A 17,190-nucleotide genomic window follows, 5' to 3' on the forward strand; every position below is an offset into this window, starting at 1 on the left:
ACGGCCAGAAGTCAGAATGGCCATGGATCAAAAAGGCAGCATTGCCAGTGCCAAGTTGCAAACCCGGACAGGGGCCAACCGGAATCCACATTTTTCAACGAGGCGCTTGCGCTGTCTTGTTAGAGGGATTTCTGTATCCTACCTAGAACTGCGACGGTGTTCCGGAATGCTTCGTTTCACCAGTTGCAACGCGCAGGCTCCCCCGGAGAGTGCGCAAGAGGTAACATTATCCATGTCCCGGCGCTATCAGGATATCTACCCGTCGCTGCCGCTGTACGACAGCGACGGTATGAAACACATCTCGGCGGCGTCATTGATGTCTGTGCAGTATTTTCAGGCGGCACCAGACCGCATGGCTGAGGATGTATTTGCCGAACACCACATTCTTTTGAATCTTAAAGAGCAACCACACAGGGTGCAGAATACGCGTGATGGCGTGATGCGGGATTTCACATTCCGTAAAAATGAAATCATCGTGACACCTGCCGGGGTCCGTTCAGGCTGGCGCTGGTTTGAAACATCGGATGTGGTTGTCGTGACGCTTGATCCTGCCAAGGTGGAACGCTTTGCAGAACGAGAACTGGGCATGCTTCTGCACAGCCGACAGTTGCGGGATCTGCCGCAGTTCTCTGACGCTGATCTTTGTGTGGCCGGTGTCATGCTGCGGGATGCCCTGTCAGAGGACAACATCACCTCCGGTGTGATGTTCGAAGCGATGAGCCGCGTGTTTCTGGTGAAACTCTTGCAGCGCTACGGCCAGCGGCGACCCGAAGAGGTCTCGCTGAGTGCGCGTTTCACCTCCGCCCATTACAAACGCATTCTGGCCTATATCCGGGCCCGGCTTGATCAGACCATTTCGGTGGATGACCTGGCACAGCAGGCAGGCCTCAGCCCTTCTCATTTTGCCCGGGTGTTCAAGCAGACGATGGGGTCGACCCCGATGCAATATGTTCTCGCCTACCGGATCGAGCAGGCGGCCAAGATGATCGAAGAGGACAGCCGTCCCCTGGGGGACATCGCGTTGGCCTGCGGCTTTGCCGATCAGGCCCATTTTTCGCGGAGTTTCAAAAAGGTCACGGGCCAGACCCCGCGGCAATACCGCGCCGGCTAAAGCCGTTCTGGTCAAAAAGCAGTATCCTTCAAAAATCACGCAGGCCGGTTCAATAAATGCGCCCCGGCGCGCCGTATCTCTTGTGTCAACGGGCAGGACGCCCCGCGATTTCACAGATGGGAGATAGGACGATGAAAACCTTCACACCGACCTCCGCCGCACTGCTTTTGGCCTCCACCGCGGCGATTGCACAGGTCGAGACCCGCATCATCACCTTCGAGAATGAGGGCGCGATCCTGTCGGGGACGCTGTATTTGCCCGAGGGGCATAGCGGTGCGGCCTTGCCGGCGGTTGTGGTCACGGGCGCCTGCGCCACGGTCGAAGAACAGATGCCCCGGCTTTACGCCGAAGAGCTGGTCGAGGCGGTCTATGGCGGAGCGGACGGTGTCGTTGGGCTCATTGAAATAGGCCGTGCGGCGCAAGCGGCGAGCGGCCAGATCATTCCCGCCGCGGGACCGGAAGGCGCCGAGGGGGTGCTGATGCCGATGGATGGCTACGATGTTGACCCGGCGCGCGGGACGATCCCCGAGTATGACAACCAGTGGAACCGAGCAATCTGGGAGGGCTGGCTGACCTATTATCCGGTGTCCAGCGCGGGGCAACTTACCCAACCTCTGGCCATCGTGCATTCCGACGCAGCGACCATTCCACGGGGTGTCGAGGCCTTTCTGCAAGGTTTTGCGGGGGCGGCGATGCTGGAAATGTTTGAGGCGGTGACGCAGTTCGACTTCTACGACAAACCCGAAGATGTGACACGTGCCGCCGATACCATGGCGCGGCATTTCTTGGCTGTACCTGCTCAGGACAGCTGAACGCAGTGGGGCTGTGGCAGGCTGTTGCGGCCCAAACACCTTTCATCTCTTGCAACAAGGAGTTCCTCAAATGAAACATGCAATCTTTGCTTTTACCCTCGCCGCCAGCCCGGCTCTTGCGGATGTATCCGGCGACCCGGTGACCCTTGAGACACTGGTAGACCAGGCCGAGATGATCCGCATTGCGGATGCCATCGACGCGGCAGTGGATGCCAAGGACTGGAGGGCTGCCCGCGCTCAATTCACCGATGAGATATCCGTGGATTTTACGTCGCTTACAGGAGGCTCCCCCGCGACCATCCCGGCTGACGCCTTGATCGAGGGGTGGTCGGCAAACCTGTCGGGCGAAAAGCAGAGCTTTCACCTGCGCGGCAACCACCGGATCACGTTCGACGGGGCTGATGCTGCTGTCCTGCACAGCCATGGGTATGCCTGGAACCAGATGGCATCCGGCGCGCTGGCCGAAAACGGTGGCGATGCCCTTTGGGAGGTTTGGGGCACCTACGTGCATGGATTTGAGCGCACCCAAGATGGGTGGCGCGTCAACGCCATGACCTTCACAGCCACGGCCGAACGCGGAAATGCTTACGTTCGCAACACGCCCGGCGGTTGAAGAAACCTCGAAAACCATTTGTATATAAAGGAAAAGTGTAATGACACAGACATGGTTCATCACGGGTGCATCGTCTGGCCTTGGGGCCGCATTCGCCCATCATGCCGTTGCAAAGGGTGACAATGTGGTTGTCGCGGCGCGGCGGCTGGACAAGTTGCAAGCCCTTGCCGCGACCGCACCGGATCAGGTGCTGGCCCAGCCTTTGGACGTCACCGACCCCGGGCAGATCGCGGTCGCCGTTCAGGCCGCAGAAGATCGGTTTGGCGGCATTGATGTCCTGATAAACAACGCAGGCTACGGAATTGTCGGTGCTGTCGAAGAAACACCCGTGGCCGAAATGCGGGCGATGATGGAGACGAATTTCTTCGGGGCCTTTGCCGTTACCCGCGCGGCTCTGCCGATGATGCGTCAGCGCCGTAAGGGATCAATCGTGATGATCTCCTCGCTGGGCGGTCAGATGTCCTTTGCCGGCTTTGGCCCATATTCGGCAACCAAATTTGCGATGGAAGGTCTGACCGAAGCGCTTGCCCAGGAAATTGCGCCCTTTGGGCTGAACGCCATGATCGTGGAGCCCGGCGAATTCCGCACTGAGTTTGCGGCCATCGCGCTGCGTCACATGCCAGTGCTCGCACCCTATGCAGATGTTGTCGGAGGCACGCGCGATTTTGCCCGTGACATGCATGGCACCCAGGCCGGCGATCCCAAAAAGGCAGCCGCCGCGATCGACAGGGCGCTCGCGGCTGAAACAGTGCCCCTGCGTCTGCCGCTGGGCGAAGATGCGGTAGACGCAATTCGCACACATGCGCAGGACTTGCTGGCCGAGCTTGCCCAGTGGGAGCAGACCGCCCGTCGTGTCAGGCATGACGAAGACGCAGTGACTTGAAGCAATTTCTCGGGGGAGAGAGGGCAAGGCGGGTTATCGGCGCGCCTTGCCCTACATCACGTTGGGAAAGATCCGTTTATGTCCGACACGACACCCGCCGATTACGCAGAAGAATCCGCAGCGCGCCTGCTGCGGGCCGAGCAGAATGGCCTGCGTCTTGCTATCGCCTGCCGGACCCTGGTCGTCGGGGCCGCCTTTATCTGGTATGTGGCAGCCCCCTTCCTCTTTTCCGATTTCGAGCCGCGCCTTGCAGTGATCTTCATCCTGCTGGCGTTCACGGCGGTGGGCGTCGCGCATCTCAAAATCATCGGCACAGGTCTCGACCGCTGGTGGATGAAATATGCCGTCTATGCACTTGATACACTTGCTATTTGTGCGACCTTCGTGCTGATCCCGATCAGCCGGGCGGAGGACGTGCCGCAGATCATCGCCTTTCGCGCATATGGTATCTATTACCTCTTCCCGATCCTCGCGGTCTCCTGCCTCAGCCTGTCATGGCGGTTGGTGATCTGGGTCGGCTGCATGTGTGTTTTTGGATGGTGGGCTGCCTTTCTCTGGGTGTCTGCCCAGATGGACCGGACCCTGTCCTGGGCGGATATCCCGGCTCAGGCAACCCGCCAGGATTACGAAAGCATCTTTCTCTCCATTGACTTCATCGGACGCGGTAACAGGATCGAGGAAAGCGCGATGCTGCTGTTTGCGGCCTTGGGGTTGGCTGTGGCGGTCTACCGCGCCCGCGGGGTGTTTTTTGCGCAGGTCGCGTCAGAGCTGGACTGGCGCAGGGAGCGAGCAGCCCGGGAACACATCAGTGATCTTCTGGGCAAATACGTGCCAGAGGAGATTGCCCAAAAGCTCATTGCCGACGCTGCACCGCTCAAGCCGCAGCGGTCGATTGGGGCGGCGCTGGTCATGGATATCGCCGGATTCACCCGGTATTCCGCGCGCCACGACCCCGAACATGTCATCGGCGCGCTGAATGCCTTTCTGGCGGATGCCACGCAGGCCGTCTCGGGTGCGGGTGGGATCGTCATCACCTATCTGGGCGATGGTTTTCTGGTGACGTTCAATGCGCCCGTGAAAATCGATGACCCGTCGCAGGCAGCGTTGCGCGCGGCGTCCTTCTTGAGGCAGACAGCCCGCACGCACCGTTTTGAGATCCGCATCGGGATCGCCACCGGAGAGCTTGTGACAGGCATCATCGGCAATGACGCGCGGCAGTCCTTTACGGTTTACGGCGATGCCGTCAATCTTGCGTCGCGGCTGGAGGGGCTTTGCAAGCAGGCAGGCGTCGATGTGCTGACCGACGAGGCGACCTATAATGCTGTTCGCGGGACGATGTCGCTACGCCGGATCGGGGCGTTTGACATCAGAGGGTTCAGCGCCCAGACCAGCGTCTTTGCGCCAGCACAGCAGGGCGCGGCTGAGACCGATCGAAAAAGCGCAGCACTGGAAGGGTAGACCATAACCTTTGATCCTGCTACCGAAATGCCCCCGGCATCAGTGTTTTGGGCAACCAGAGTGTGATCTCCGGAAATGCGATAATCAGCAGCAGGATCACCAGCATCGGCAGCAGAATAATGGCCACGTCCCGCATCACCTGCACCACGTTGAGCCCGCCAATCGCCGCCGAGATCAGCAAACAGAGCCCGTAGGGCGGGGTGACCAGCCCAAAGGCGAGCGAGACGATCCCGATGATGGCAAAGGCGATGGGGTCGATCCCCGCCGTTTGCGCCACGGGCATCAGCACGGTCCCGAGGATGATGATGGTCGGGATGGCGTCGATAAAGAGCCCAAAGATCAGGAACAGCGCGGCAATGACAATCGCGGTGCCAAAGGGGCCAAACTCCAGCGCGGTCATGGTGCCGACGATCAGCCGGGGCACATTGTAAAACGACAGCATCCACCCAAAGGCCGAAGCTGTGCCGATGGCAAAAAGCGAGATCGCGGCAAAGCGGGCGGTATCGTAGAAAATGAACCCCAGATCACGCGGTTTGACCGTGCGGTAGACAAACATGCCCAGGATCAGCGCATAACCTGCGGCGATGATCGCGCTTTCGGTGGGGGTGACGATGCCGCCGACAATCCCGCCGATCACAAAGATCGGTGTCAGCATCGCCAGAGAGGCCCCTTTGAGCGCCGACCAGAAGTCGGCGAGGGTTGGTCGGCCGGCAATCGGGTAGTCGCAGACCTTGGCATAGCCATAGACCGTGGCCATCAGGGCCAGCCCGATCATCAGGCCGGGGATGGCGCCTCCCAGGAATAGCGCGCCCACGGAGACCTGCATGATCCCGCCCCAGACCACCATCAGGATCGACGGCGGAATGATGACCCCCATCACTGACGAGCAGGCGGTGATGGCCACGGCAAACCGGGTGTCGTAACCTTCGCGCTGCATGGCGGGGATCAGGATTTTGCCGCAGCCTGCAGCGTCCGCCGTCGACGATCCGGAGATGCCCGCAAAGAGCATCGACACCGCCACATTCACATGGCCCAACCCGCCGGGCATCCACCCCGTCAGGACGCGGGCGAACTCGATCAGCCGGTCGGTGACCTTGCCGGAATTCATCAGGTTGGCGGCCAGCAGAAAAAACGGCACCGCCAGCAGAATGAAGGAGTTGTAGGACTGGAACATCCGGTCCAGCACGATGAAGGGCGTGAGCCGCAGCTCAAGCAGCACCACCGGGATCGTGGCAATCCCGAGGGCAAAGGCCACCGGCACCCTGATGGCCACCAGAAAGATGAACCCGCCCACCAGAATGGCGCAGGCGAGGCCGGTGCCGACGATCATGTCTGAGCCTTCCGCGCGCGGCGGAAGATGTCAATCTCCTGCCACAGTCTGTAGCTCGCGAAGACCGCCCAGATCAGCCCGGCGACGGGGACGGAGATATAGATAACCATCAGGTTGGCACGCATCATCACAGAGCGCTGGTTGTTGCCAAATTCCGCGTATTCAATGCCGTAGATCGCAAAGAGAATGGCAAAGAGCAGGATCAACACCAGCACCACACCCTGTTGTATCAGACGCCCGAGGGGGGATTTGGCATCGGGCACCACGCGCACGTCAAAATGCGTGCCATCCCAGACCGCGACCATGGAGCCGATCATGACAATCCAGATGAAGATGAAGGTGGAGAGTTCTTCGGTCCAGAGATAGGTGGGCACCAGCCCGGTGTAGCGCGATAGCACCTGCATCGCGACAGGGATCGCCAGCGCCCCCATCAAGCCCCCCAAAAGGACGCGCAGGAGGTTGCAAAACTGCTCGAGGGCTCGTCCGACCATGAGTGCTGCCTGTCTTGAAAAATGTCTGTGCGGGGCAATCCCGCAGGATGCCGGGGCGGCGCGACACGCACACCGCCCTGACCTTAGGGTTTACATGCCCCGGATCGCGTCCAGCAGCTCCGTTGCGCCAAGCTCTTCGGCATAGGCATCCTGCACCGGTTTCACGAGGTCGAGCATCTTTTCCCGACCCTCGAAATCAATCAGTGTGATCTGGCCCGCCTCCACCATCTCCTTGAGCTTTTCGCCGTCCTGGCGGCTTTCAAGCTCCCGGCCAAAGGCTCCGGCTTCGGCCCCGGCCTCCAGGATAGCGCTTTGCAGATCGGCAGGCAGAGCGTCGAAGGTTTTGGCAGACATCACGATGGGCCGCACGGTGATCGTGTGCTGGGTCAGCGTGACGTAGGGGGCAACCTCGTAGAACTTTAGGTTCTGGACCGAGGCGGCCTCGTTCTCGAACCCGGCAATGACGCCGGTCTGGATCGCGTTATAGACCTCATTATAGGCAATCGCGGAGGGGGCTGCCCCGACAGCGGAGAATGTCTGCGCCTGAATGGGCGCGCCCATCACCCGCATGCGGTGGCCCGAAAGCTCCTCCATATCGGCAATCGGTTCAGCCGAGACCAGGTTGCGCACACCGCCGCCATGGTAGCCGACAATCACGATGCCCGCCTTTTCGCGCAGGTCCGTTTCCAGCGGCTTCAGTGCGTCAGAGGACAGAACCGCATCCCAGTGATCGAGATCGCGGAACAAAAAGGGCATGTCCATCAGCGGGATTGAGTCCGCGAAAACGGCCATGTTGGACGGCGCGATGATCGTATAGTCGACTGCGACCCCCTGGTTGAGATAGGTGACATAGTCGCTCTCGACCCCTAGCTCCCCATTCAGGCGCATGTCGAAGGTGACGTCGCCTTCGTATTTCGCCTGCACCAGCTCTTCGAACTTGCGCAGGGTCTTGGTGAAGGCGTGCTCCTCATCGAACATGCTCGCCCCGCGCAAGGTGACATCCTGCGCCTGCGCCGATCCCAGCGTCGACACGGCGATGGCTGCTGCCGCCAGCGCGCCTTTCAAATTGATATGTGACATGACTTCCTCCCTTGGGCCGCTGTTATCTCGAAACTCCGGGCAGACCGGCCAATCCTGCCAGGAGATGTTCAGTTTCCGGGGCACTCACATCCCTGTGGCCCGTTATGAAAAAGCGACCCCGCCGTTGACGTCGATGCAGGCCCCGTTGATGAAGCCCGCGCCCTCCGTGGCCAGAAATGTCACGACAGCCCCGATTTCCTCCGGTTGGCCTTCGCGTTTCAGCGGCGTGGCTGCGGCCACGTTTGCGCGCACCGCGTCCTTGGTAAAGACATTGTGGAAATCCGTATCGATCATACCGGGGTTCAAGGCGTTGACGCGAATATCGGGGCCCAGCTCCTTGGCCAGACCGCGTGTCATGGTGATCACGGCGCCCTTTGACGTCGCATAGGCGATGGCCCCCGGCCCGCCGCCGTCGCGTCCGGCGAGGCTGGCCATATTGATGATGGTCCCACCGGACCGAAAATGGGGCAGGGCGGCTTTTATCGTCATGAAAATGCTCGTCACATTCAGGTCCATGACCGTGTTCCAATGTTCGAGATCGGCCTCTGCCATGGTTTTCCGGGCCACCAGACCGCCGGTATTGTTCACCAGAATGTCCACACCGCCAAAACGCTCAACCACCGCGGCGATCAGAGCATCCACCCCGGCCTGGGTGGTCAGATCCCCCTTGAGGGCGATGGCCTGACCGCCCGCCGCTTCGATGTCCGATACGGCGCTGTCCGCCCCGGCCGCGCTTGAGTGGTAGTTTATGACAACATTTGCCCCTTCCGCGGCCAGAGCCATCACGCAGGCTCTGCCGATATCGCGCCCGCCACCGGTGACGATGGCTGTTTTGCCTTTCAGTTTCATATGGATCTTCCCTTGTTGGCAAATGCTTGTTGCAAGGGCCGCGGGGCCTTTTGCAGGTGACCTGAAAGGGCTTGAGCGCACGGGGCGCAAGGCACCGCAGTGATGTATTTTTCGCGTGCCAAATAGGCTCCTCCCAAAGCTTGTTGCGCCCAGATTGGGACGTCTCCGGTATCTTTTCGGATCACCGATCCTTACTGCGGAAACTGACCAATATCTCCCTTGAAACAAAAGCTAGTATACTAGTATTGTAATAAGCAAGGAATTTTTTGTGCCCAGCACATCACCCAAGGATAGGCCTTGTGAAAAGAGTGAGATTTCCGGTCGATTGGGCCGTGCCGCACTTTTAATCCGGGCAGGTATTCCACAGTGTCTGGAAAATTTCTTTTTGAAGGCGTTGACTGGATGACACAGTTGAAAGTTACTATTACTGGCCCCCGGTACTGGATCGGGCAGAGGAGACACCGATGGACGTCATGCGCGAACTGAACGACAGGCGCACAAGCGCTGATATTGTTTTTGAGGCGCTCTACAAGCAGATCGTTGGTCTGGAGCTGCTGCCCGGCACCAAGATGTCCGAGGTGGAAGTTGCCAAGCGATTTGACCTGTCGCGTCAGCCGGTGCGTGACGCCTTCAGCCGCCTGAGCAATCTGGGTCTGTTGATGGTGCGTCCGCAAAGATCGACCATTGTGCGCCACTTTTCACTGATCGCTGTTCGCAATGCCCGGTTCATCCGGACTGCCATTGAGGTAGAGGTCTTGCGTCAGGCCTGCGCAGACCGGGACGTCAGTTATGACGATGCGCTGCGGGAAAACCTCGAGATGCAGCGCAAGGTGATCGCGCTGAACAATGCAGAGGCGTTCCACGAACTCGATTACGAATTTCACCGCCTGCTGTGCAATGCCGCACGGGCCGACTTTGCCTTTGATGTGATTTCATCGGAAAAGGCGCAGGTAGACCGGCTGTGTATGCTCAGCCTGACAAGCAAGTCCGCCATGGAAGATCTGTTTCAGGACCATGAAAGAATTGTCGACGGCCTCTTTGAAAGTGATGCAGAAACCGCAGACACTGCGCTCCGCTGCCATCTTGAGCGCCTGACGCCGATCATCAAGAAAATACACGAGACACATCGCGATTTTTTCGAAAACTGACCTGTTTTCGACTCGCAGCCCGAAAGGGCCGAGCGCACAACATCAGAACTGCCGCGCGCTCGGGTCGGGTTACGCGGTCTCAGTGGACCCCACACGATCCGCAAAACTCTTGAAAAACTTCGCGGCAAGTTTTTTGGCCGTGCTCTGGATCAGGCGGCTGCCCAGTTGCGCAAGCTTGCCACCGATGTCTGCATGGGCGTCGTAGCGCAGCAGGGTCCCTTCCGGGTGCTCCTCCAGCTCGACCACCGCGCCGCCCTTGGCAAATCCTGCCGGGCCGCCATTGCCCGAGCCGGTGAGCGAGAACCGCTCCGGCGGGGCGTCGGGTGACAGCGTGACATCGCCGTTGAATTTCGCTTTCACCGGGCCGATTTTCAGCACGACTTTGGCCTCCAGCTCGGTGTCGGAGTGCTTTATCAGTTCCTCGCAGCCGGGAATGCAATCCTGCAGTATCTCGGGATCGTTCAGCGCGGCGTAAACCGTGTCGCGAGGGGCGTTGATGATGATTTCGTCTTTGAGATCCATTTCAGGTTCTTTCCTTTAGCAGCATGGGAACTTTATCGCGGCCAGTACGTCGGCCTGCTGTGGGCCGGGTCCTTGCAGGAGGCCGAGGCGCCACCTCCTGATCCTCTTTGCAATACGTTTCACAAGGTTGGGATACGGGGCCGGCGGTGTCGGCTTGGGCACCTCATTCATTTTCGCTCTCCAATGCGCTGGCTGCGACGGACCTGCGTGATCTGGGCCAGAATGGACAGGGCGATCTCTTCAGGTGTGATGGCATTGATATCGAGGCCCGCAGGCGCATGGATCATGCGCAGCCGATTGCCAAGCTTGGGGTCTTCCTCGGTCAGCTGACGCGCGAGGGTGTCAAATTTCTTCGTGCTGCCAACAAAGCTGATGTAGGACGCATCGGTCGACACGGCCTGCCGCAACGCATCCCTGTCGCCCTGTCCCTGAGTGGCGACAACGACAAAACCACGGGTTGCAAAGCCAAACCCCTGGGTCAGCGTTACATTTCCGGTTGGCGAGACATCTGCCGTGGACGTCACGCAGAGCCTGACCTTGAAGTCAAACCGGTCACCAAGATCTGCCAGCGCCAGCGCCACCAGACCTGATCCGCAGATCACCAGTTCCGGCAGCGGCAGGACCGGTTCGACAAAGACATCCATCGTGCCTTTGGACGGACAGCCGTTGCGCGCAAAATGCACCCCGTCGCGGGTCTCGCCCGCCGCCAGACCTTCGGTGTCCAAAAGCTCTTGCGGGCGAAGGGAGATGAACCTGGGCTCGCCGGTGCGGATGGCCTCGCGGGCGGCTTTGCCGATCGCGCCGCGCGCACAGCCGCCGCCAACCCAGCCCATCAGGATCGCACCCTCCGCGTCCAGCAGTGCCTTGCCCCCCGGTTTGGCGGAGGTGGCATTAACCGTGCGCACAACGGTCGCCATGGCAAAGGGCAGCCCGCAGCCTTTGAGGGACTGCATCTTGGCTTCAAGTTCCGCATGGGTGTTGTGTGACAGCATCATAACCGCGCCAGCCTGTGTTCAAGGGCGGCAAGGTCGTTCAGGGTCGCGGCAGCGGCAAAATCATCCAGATGGGGCAGGGCGGCGGCCATACCTTGGGCAACAGGCGCATAGTCCCGCCATCCCTTCAGCGGGTTCAGCCAGATGATCCGGCATCCACGTCGTTTGAGCTTTGCCAGCGCGCCGTCGATGCGCGTCGGCGTGTCGCTGTCATAGCCGTCCGACAGGATCAGGACGACGCTTCGACCGTCCACGAATTTCCGCGCGTAGCTTCTGGCGAAATGGGCGAGGTTTTCACCGATCCTTGAGCCGCCGCCAAATCCATCGGCCAACAGGGTGATGCGGTTGAGCGCCCGCAGCGGATCAGGATCGCGCAAGGGCTCGGTGATCCTCACAAGGCGGGTGTGAAAGAGATAGGCGTCGCTGGCGTCATCCGCGCGCATCAGCCCTGCCAGAAATGCCAGAAAGGGCCGGGCGTAGTGCATCATTGACCCCGACACATCGCAAAGCGCCACGATTTTCAGGGGCCGGTCGGGACGTGTTCGGCGGGCCAGCCGCAGAGGTTCCCCCCCCGACGACAGGCTCAGCCGCATGGTGCGGCGCATGTCCAGCGCGCGCCCCGTGCGGGCCGCTTTTCGGCGCCGTGATCGTTGATCTCTCAGTGCCTTTCCCAGACGAATGGCGACATCCTCAGCCGCCCTTATATCCTCTTTCGAGACAAGCTCGCGCAGGTCTTTTTTCATCAGGTTAGCGGCTTTCGAGGCCATCAGTTCACCGGTGCCGTCGGCGTCCGTTTCGCCCATGTCCGCGCCATCCTCCGGCGTATGGATCGCCCCTTTGCCGCTGGACTGCCGGGTGTTGTCTTGGCGCGTCGATCTGGTGTTTTGCGGTGTGGTCAGGTGAGCAGACGGGATCACCTTGTGGCGGACCCGTCCCTTGGCCATCCAGAACGCATCAAAGAGCACGTCGAACTGACGGCTGTCCTCAAGGCATCCGGCACAGACCGATTTGAGCGCAAGCCGCGCTTCGACAGGGTCAATCGGATTGACACAGCACAGCGCGCGCAGGGCAGTATCGGTTTCGGAAACGCCGAGGTTGAATCCATTGTCGCGCAGATGGGAGATAAAGCCGGAAACCCGCGCCGCAGCACCCGGATCAGCAGCCGCAAAGCGCGTTACCCGGCTCATGCCGCTTTGCCCGCAAGACGCGCCGCGACCTCGATGGGGACCGCAAGCCGGTCGCTTTGGGTCTTGAGCAAGGTTGCAAGGGCTGCCTGCAAAACCGCCGGATCTTCGGTCAGGTCCTTGATGCCGAGCCCGCCGAGGGCGGCGGCAAAGTCAAGCATCTCTGCCACGCCCGGTACCTTTTCCAGCTCTTCCTCGCGCAGCTTCTGGACGAAGCCTATGATCTGCTGAGAGAGATGCGCCTCCAGGCCGGGGCACCGCGCGGCCAGAATGGCGAGCTCCGTCTGGCGATCGGGATAGTCCACATGGGCATAGATGCACCGCCGGCGCAGCGCATCCGATAGATCACGCGTGCCATTGGCTGTCAGGATGACATGCGGCCGGGTTGTCGCCGTGAGCGTCCCCAGCTCGGGAATTGTAATCTGATAGTCCGAGAGCACTTCAAGCAGATAGGCTTCGAACTCCTCATCCGCGCGGTCAATCTCGTCAATCAGCAAGACCGGAGCCTTATCCTGCCGGATCGCCTTGAGCAGGGGGCGTTCCAGCAGGTAGTCTTGTGAAAAAATCCGCGCCTCGACCGCAGCGCCCGTCTCGCCGGCCTCTGACGCCGCGCGGATCGACAAGAGCTGTCGCTGGTAGTTCCATTCATAGATTGCTTGCGCGGCGTCCAATCCTTCATAACACTGCAGGCGGATCAACTGGGTGTCCTGTACCGTGGCAAGGCTGCGGGCTACTTCGGTCTTACCGACGCCGGCCGCCCCCTCCAGCAGTAACGGGCGGCCCAGTGAGGTCGCGATATGTAACGCCATCGCCAGATCATCAGAGGCGATGTATCCGGTGGTGGCGAGCGCTTTTTGAAGGTCGGTTGAGGATGCCATGGTGAAAACCGGCGGGGTGCGACGTTGCACCCCGCGCTCTCCTAGTCGTGCAGACCAAGGCTGTTGGCCGCCTGCCAGATGCGCCAATGGTCATGCGGCATGTTGGTATGGCGCAATCCAAAGGGGCGGAAAGCATCCTGCACCGCGTTCGAGAAACAGGGCACACCGCCCACATGCGGGCTCTCGCCCACGCCCTTGGCGCCGATGGGGTGGTGCGGCGAGGGGGTGACCGTGTGGTCGGTCTCGTAGTTGGGAACTTCCCAGGCGGTGGGCAGGAAGAAGTCCATCAGCGTCGCGGTTTTGACGTTGCCCATGTCGTCATAGGCAATCTCCTGCCCCATTGCGACCGCCAGGGCTTCGGTCAACCCGCCGTGGATCTGCCCCTCGATCACCATCGGGTTGATCCGCGTGCCGCAGTCATCCAGCGCGTAGAAGCGTCGGATGTCCGTCACGCCGGTGTCCACGTCAATGTCCATGACGCAGACATAGGCCCCGAAGGGATAGGTCATATTGGGCGGGTCGTAGTAACTCACCGCTTCGAGGCCCGGTTCAATGCCGGGGATGGCCTGGTTGTAGGCGGCGTAGGCGATCTCGCCCATGGTCTTGAACCGTTCCGGCGCGCCCTTGACCACAAAGCGGTCGACGTCGAACTCCACATCATCGTCATGCACTTCCAAGAGATAGGCGGCGATCATCTGCGCCTTGGCGCGGATCTTGCGCCCCGCCATTGCCGTGGCCGCGCCGGCAACCGGCGTCGAACGCGAGCCGTAGGTGCCCAGACCATACGGTGCTGTATCTGTGTCGCCTTCCTCGATGGTGATGCTGTCGGCGGGAATGCCGATCTCTGACGCTAGGATCTGTGCGAAGGTTGTTGCATGGCCCTGACCCTGGCTGATCGTGCCAAGGCGCGCAATCGCGGACCCTGTCGGGTGAATCCGGATCTCGCAACTGTCGAACATCCCCATGCCGAGGATGTCGCAGTTCTTGACCGGACCGGCGCCGACGATCTCGGTAAAGAACGACAGACCGATGCCCATGAGCGTCCGCGTCTCGCCGCGTTTGAAAGCCGCGACCCGTTCGGCCTGCTCCGCGCGCAGACCGGCATAGTCAACAGCTTTCAGCGCCTTGTCCCAGGCGGTGTGATAGTCCCCGCTGTCATATTCCCACCCGAGGGCGGACTGGTAGGGGAATTGTTCCTTCTTGATGAAGTTGATGCGCCGCAGCTCTGCGGGGTCCATGTCGAGCTCGATCGCGAGCACCTCGATCATCCGTTCGATGAAATACACCGCTTCGGTGACGCGGAATGAGCAGCGATAGCTGACCCCACCGGGGGCCTTGTTGGTGTAGACCCCGTCGACCGCCAGATAGGCTGTCGGGATGTCATAGGAGCCGGTGCAGATGTTCATGAAACCCGCGGGGTATTTGGTCGGGTCCGCGCAGGCGTCGAATGCGCCGTGATCGGCGGTCACATGGCAGTGCAGCCCGGTGATCTTGCCCTCCTTGGTGGCGGAGATCTTGCCGGTCATCCAGTAATCCCGCGCAAAGGCGGTGGACATCAGGTTTTCCATCCGGTCCTCGACCCATTTCACCGGTACGCCCGTGACGATGGAGGCGACGATGGAACAGATATAGCCCGGATAGACGCCGACCTTGTTGCCGAAACCGCCGCCGATGTCCGGGGACACGACACGGATGTTGTGCTCCTCGATGCCCGACAGCAGCGAGGCCACGGTGCGCACCACATGCGGCGCCTGAAACGTGCCGTAGAGCGTCAGCTTGCCGTTGACCTTGTCCATGCTGGCGACCGAGCCGCAAGGCTCCAGCGGGCAAGGGTGGGTGCGGTGGTAATACATGGTTTCTTCGGCCACCACATCCGCGTCGTCGATGACTGCGTTCGTTGCCTCTTCTTCGCCCACTTCCCAGGTAAAGATATGGTTGTGGTGCTTGCGCGGGCCATGGGCGCCTTCGGTCTGACCTTCGAGGTCCTCGCGCAGCACGACATCCGACTCCAATGCCTTGAACGGATCCACGACCACCGGCAGCTCTTCGTATTCGACCTCGACCAGTTCGACGGCATCCGCCGCGATATAGCGGTCGCGGGCCACCACAAAAGCCACTTCCTGCCCTTGAAACAGCACCTTGCCGTCAGCCAGCACCATTTGCTTGTCACCCGCCAGCGTCGGCATCCAGTGCAGCGACAGCGGTTCCAGATCCTTTGCTGTCAGCACGGCGGTCACACCGTCCAGCGCCATCGCCGCATCGATGTTGATCGACTTGATCCGGGCGTGGGCGTAGGGGGAGCGGACGAAATCGCCATGCAGCATGCCGGGCAGACTGATGTCGTCGATGTAGTTGCCCTTGCCCTGCGTAAAACGCGCGTCTTCCACGCGTTTGCGCGAACAGCCCAGACCCTTGAGATTGGCGACGCGTTCGTCGCGTGTGACCTCGTCTTTCATTGCGCTGCCTCCTTGGATGCGTTCATTTCCGCTGCCGCCGAAAGAATGGACTTCACAATGTTCTGGTAGCCGGTGCAGCGGCAGATGTTGCCTGCCATACCAATGCGTACGTCCTCTTCGGTCGGGTCCGGGTTCTCCTCCAGCAGCCGGTGCGCACGGGTGATCATGCCGGGTGTGCAATAACCGCACTGCAGCCCGTGGTGTTCCTTGAAGCTCTCCTGCAGAACGTGCAGCGCGTCGGGGCTGCCCAGCCCTTCGATGGTGGTGATCTCCGCGCCCTGGGCCTGGGCGGCGAACATGGTGCAGGATTTGACCGACTTGCCGTCGATATCGACGGTGCAGGCCCCACAATGAGAGGTCTCGCAGCCCACGTGCGGCCCCGTCATCCCGAGCTTTTCGCGCAGCACGTAGATCAGCAGTTCGCGCGGCTCAGCGATCACTTCCTGAACCTCGCCATTGACGGTCATCTTGATGATTTGCTTGGTCATAATCTTGTCCTTACGCCCGTGAAGCCGCGCGCTCGATGGCGCGTTTGATGATGATACCCGCCACGTGTTTCTTGAACGCAACAGGGCCGCGGTTGTCCTCTGTCGGGTCGATGTCTTCCAATGCGGCAGCGACAGCGGCTTTGATATCGGCAGTGTCACAGGAGGTGCCGACCAGAACCGCGTTCGCGGCCTCCGAAAATACAGGGGTGTCGCTGAGGTTCGTCATCGCAACGGATGCCGCGGTCACCGTGCCGTTTTCCTTTGTTATCGAAACGGCGCAGGCCGCGGTGGCATAGTCACCGATCTTTCGTTTCTGTTTTTCATAGGCATACCCGCCCTGCTGTACAGCAAAGCTGATCTGCGTCAGGATTTCTTCGTCATCGCGCTCTGTCATATAGGCCGCTTCGTAGAAATCGCGGGCCGGAACCGTCCGTTTGCCCTCCGCGCCCTCAAGGGTAAACTGCGCATCCAGACATTGCATCAATCCGGGCATGTCGTTGCCAGGATCACCGTTTGCCACATTGCCGCCGATTGTGCCCATGTAGCGCACTTGCGGATCCGCGATCTGCAGTGAGGCTTCCCGGATAATGGGGGCTGCCGCATGGAGAGCGGTATCGGCAATCAGTTCATGCTGGGTCGTCATCGCCCCGATGGTGATCTGACCGCCCGCGATCTTGATGCCCTTCAGCGCTTCGATGTCCTGCAGGTCGATCAGATGAGGCACGTCGGCCATTCGCAGTTTCATCATCGGTATCAGACTGTGCCCGCCTGCAAGAACGCGCGCATCGTCGCCATGTTCGGCCAGCACCGCCAAGGCCCCTGCCATGTCTGCTGGACGATGATATTCGAATTGAGATGGTATCATGTGAGGCCCTCCCTGACGCTGACATGTGCG

17 protein-coding genes are annotated in these 17,190 nt (G+C 60.5%); 6 read left to right on the forward strand and 11 right to left on the reverse strand.

Annotated features, from left to right (window positions below; all coding sequences use genetic code 11):
• The first annotated feature begins 232 nt into the window (after positions 1–232).
• The 5 genes from H7847_RS06180 (at position 233) to H7847_RS06200 (ending at position 4,877) form a co-directional block, all read left to right on the forward strand.
• A complete protein-coding gene (locus H7847_RS06180; RefSeq protein ID WP_227268519.1) occupies positions 233–1,111 on the forward strand; it encodes an AraC family transcriptional regulator in 879 nt (292 codons plus the stop codon).
• A 131-nt stretch (positions 1,112–1,242) separates the two neighbouring features.
• Positions 1,243–1,923, forward strand: a complete 681-nt coding sequence (locus tag H7847_RS06185) for an alpha/beta hydrolase (RefSeq protein ID WP_227268520.1) — start codon at positions 1,243–1,245, stop codon at positions 1,921–1,923.
• 70 nt (positions 1,924–1,993) lie between these two features.
• Complete coding sequence (locus H7847_RS06190) at positions 1,994–2,536, forward strand: nuclear transport factor 2 family protein (protein WP_227268521.1); 543 nt, start codon at positions 1,994–1,996, stop codon at positions 2,534–2,536.
• Positions 2,537–2,576: 40 nt separating this feature from the next.
• Positions 2,577–3,419 carry an oxidoreductase gene (locus H7847_RS06195; protein ID WP_227268522.1) on the forward strand — a complete coding sequence of 281 codons (843 nt, stop codon included), beginning with the start codon at positions 2,577–2,579 and terminating at the stop codon, positions 3,417–3,419.
• A gap of 78 nt (positions 3,420–3,497) precedes the next feature.
• The gene (locus H7847_RS06200) at positions 3,498–4,877 is read left to right on the forward strand and encodes an adenylate/guanylate cyclase domain-containing protein (protein ID WP_227268523.1); all 1,380 of its coding nucleotides are present in this window, start codon (positions 3,498–3,500) and stop codon (positions 4,875–4,877) included.
• 19 nt (positions 4,878–4,896) lie between these two features.
• Here the strand turns inward: H7847_RS06200 and H7847_RS06205 are convergent, their stop codons facing one another.
• From H7847_RS06205 to H7847_RS06220, 4 genes are all read right to left on the reverse strand, one after another.
• The gene (locus H7847_RS06205) at positions 4,897–6,207 is read right to left on the reverse strand and encodes a TRAP transporter large permease (RefSeq protein ID WP_227268524.1); all 1,311 of its coding nucleotides are present in this window, start codon (positions 6,205–6,207) and stop codon (positions 4,897–4,899) included.
• Positions 6,204–6,698 carry a TRAP transporter small permease gene (locus H7847_RS06210; protein ID WP_227268525.1) on the reverse strand — a complete coding sequence of 165 codons (495 nt, stop codon included), beginning with the start codon at positions 6,696–6,698 and terminating at the stop codon, positions 6,204–6,206. The genes H7847_RS06205 and H7847_RS06210 overlap by 4 nt, the downstream gene beginning before the upstream one ends.
• Positions 6,699–6,788: 90 nt before the next feature.
• Complete coding sequence (locus tag H7847_RS06215) at positions 6,789–7,778, reverse strand: TRAP transporter substrate-binding protein (protein WP_227268526.1); 990 nt, start codon at positions 7,776–7,778, stop codon at positions 6,789–6,791.
• Positions 7,779–7,880: 102 nt separating this feature from the next.
• Complete coding sequence (locus H7847_RS06220) at positions 7,881–8,627, reverse strand: SDR family NAD(P)-dependent oxidoreductase (protein WP_227268527.1); 747 nt, start codon at positions 8,625–8,627, stop codon at positions 7,881–7,883.
• Positions 8,628–9,091: 464 nt separating this feature from the next.
• Here H7847_RS06220 and H7847_RS06225 point away from each other — a divergent pair, with 464 nt between their 5' ends.
• Positions 9,092–9,775, forward strand: coding sequence for a GntR family transcriptional regulator (locus H7847_RS06225; RefSeq protein WP_227268528.1), 684 nt, complete (start codon positions 9,092–9,094; stop codon positions 9,773–9,775).
• Between the two features lie 69 nt (positions 9,776–9,844).
• Here H7847_RS06225 and H7847_RS06230 read toward each other — a convergent pair whose 3' ends face one another.
• From H7847_RS06230 to H7847_RS06260, 7 genes are all read right to left on the reverse strand, one after another.
• On the reverse strand, positions 9,845–10,297 hold the full coding sequence (locus H7847_RS06230) for an SRPBCC family protein (protein WP_227268529.1): 453 nt from the start codon (positions 10,295–10,297) through the stop codon (positions 9,845–9,847).
• A gap of 167 nt (positions 10,298–10,464) precedes the next feature.
• Complete coding sequence (locus tag H7847_RS06235; RefSeq protein WP_227268530.1) at positions 10,465–11,292, reverse strand: XdhC family protein; 828 nt, start codon at positions 11,290–11,292, stop codon at positions 10,465–10,467.
• Positions 11,289–12,476: a vWA domain-containing protein gene (locus tag H7847_RS06240; protein WP_227268531.1), complete on the reverse strand. Its 1,188-nt coding sequence runs from the start codon at positions 12,474–12,476 to the stop codon at positions 11,289–11,291. Before H7847_RS06240 ends, H7847_RS06235 begins: the two co-directional genes overlap by 4 nt.
• Positions 12,473–13,351, reverse strand: a complete 879-nt coding sequence (locus H7847_RS06245) for an AAA family ATPase (RefSeq protein WP_227268711.1) — start codon at positions 13,349–13,351, stop codon at positions 12,473–12,475. Before H7847_RS06245 ends, H7847_RS06240 begins: the two co-directional genes overlap by 4 nt.
• Positions 13,352–13,392: 41 nt before the next feature.
• Positions 13,393–15,807: an aerobic carbon-monoxide dehydrogenase large subunit gene (locus H7847_RS06250; RefSeq protein WP_227268532.1), complete on the reverse strand. Its 2,415-nt coding sequence runs from the start codon at positions 15,805–15,807 to the stop codon at positions 13,393–13,395.
• Entirely contained in the window at positions 15,804–16,295 is a 492-nt protein-coding gene (locus H7847_RS06255; RefSeq protein ID WP_227268533.1) for a (2Fe-2S)-binding protein, read from the reverse strand. Before H7847_RS06255 ends, H7847_RS06250 begins: the two co-directional genes overlap by 4 nt.
• A gap of 10 nt (positions 16,296–16,305) precedes the next feature.
• Positions 16,306–17,160, reverse strand: a complete 855-nt coding sequence (locus tag H7847_RS06260) for an FAD binding domain-containing protein (RefSeq protein ID WP_227268534.1) — start codon at positions 17,158–17,160, stop codon at positions 16,306–16,308.
• Positions 17,161–17,190: the final 30 nt, after the last annotated feature.

This window comes from Roseobacter weihaiensis (assembly GCF_020622345.1).
Lineage (GTDB): Bacteria > Pseudomonadota > Alphaproteobacteria > Rhodobacterales > Rhodobacteraceae > Roseobacter > Roseobacter weihaiensis.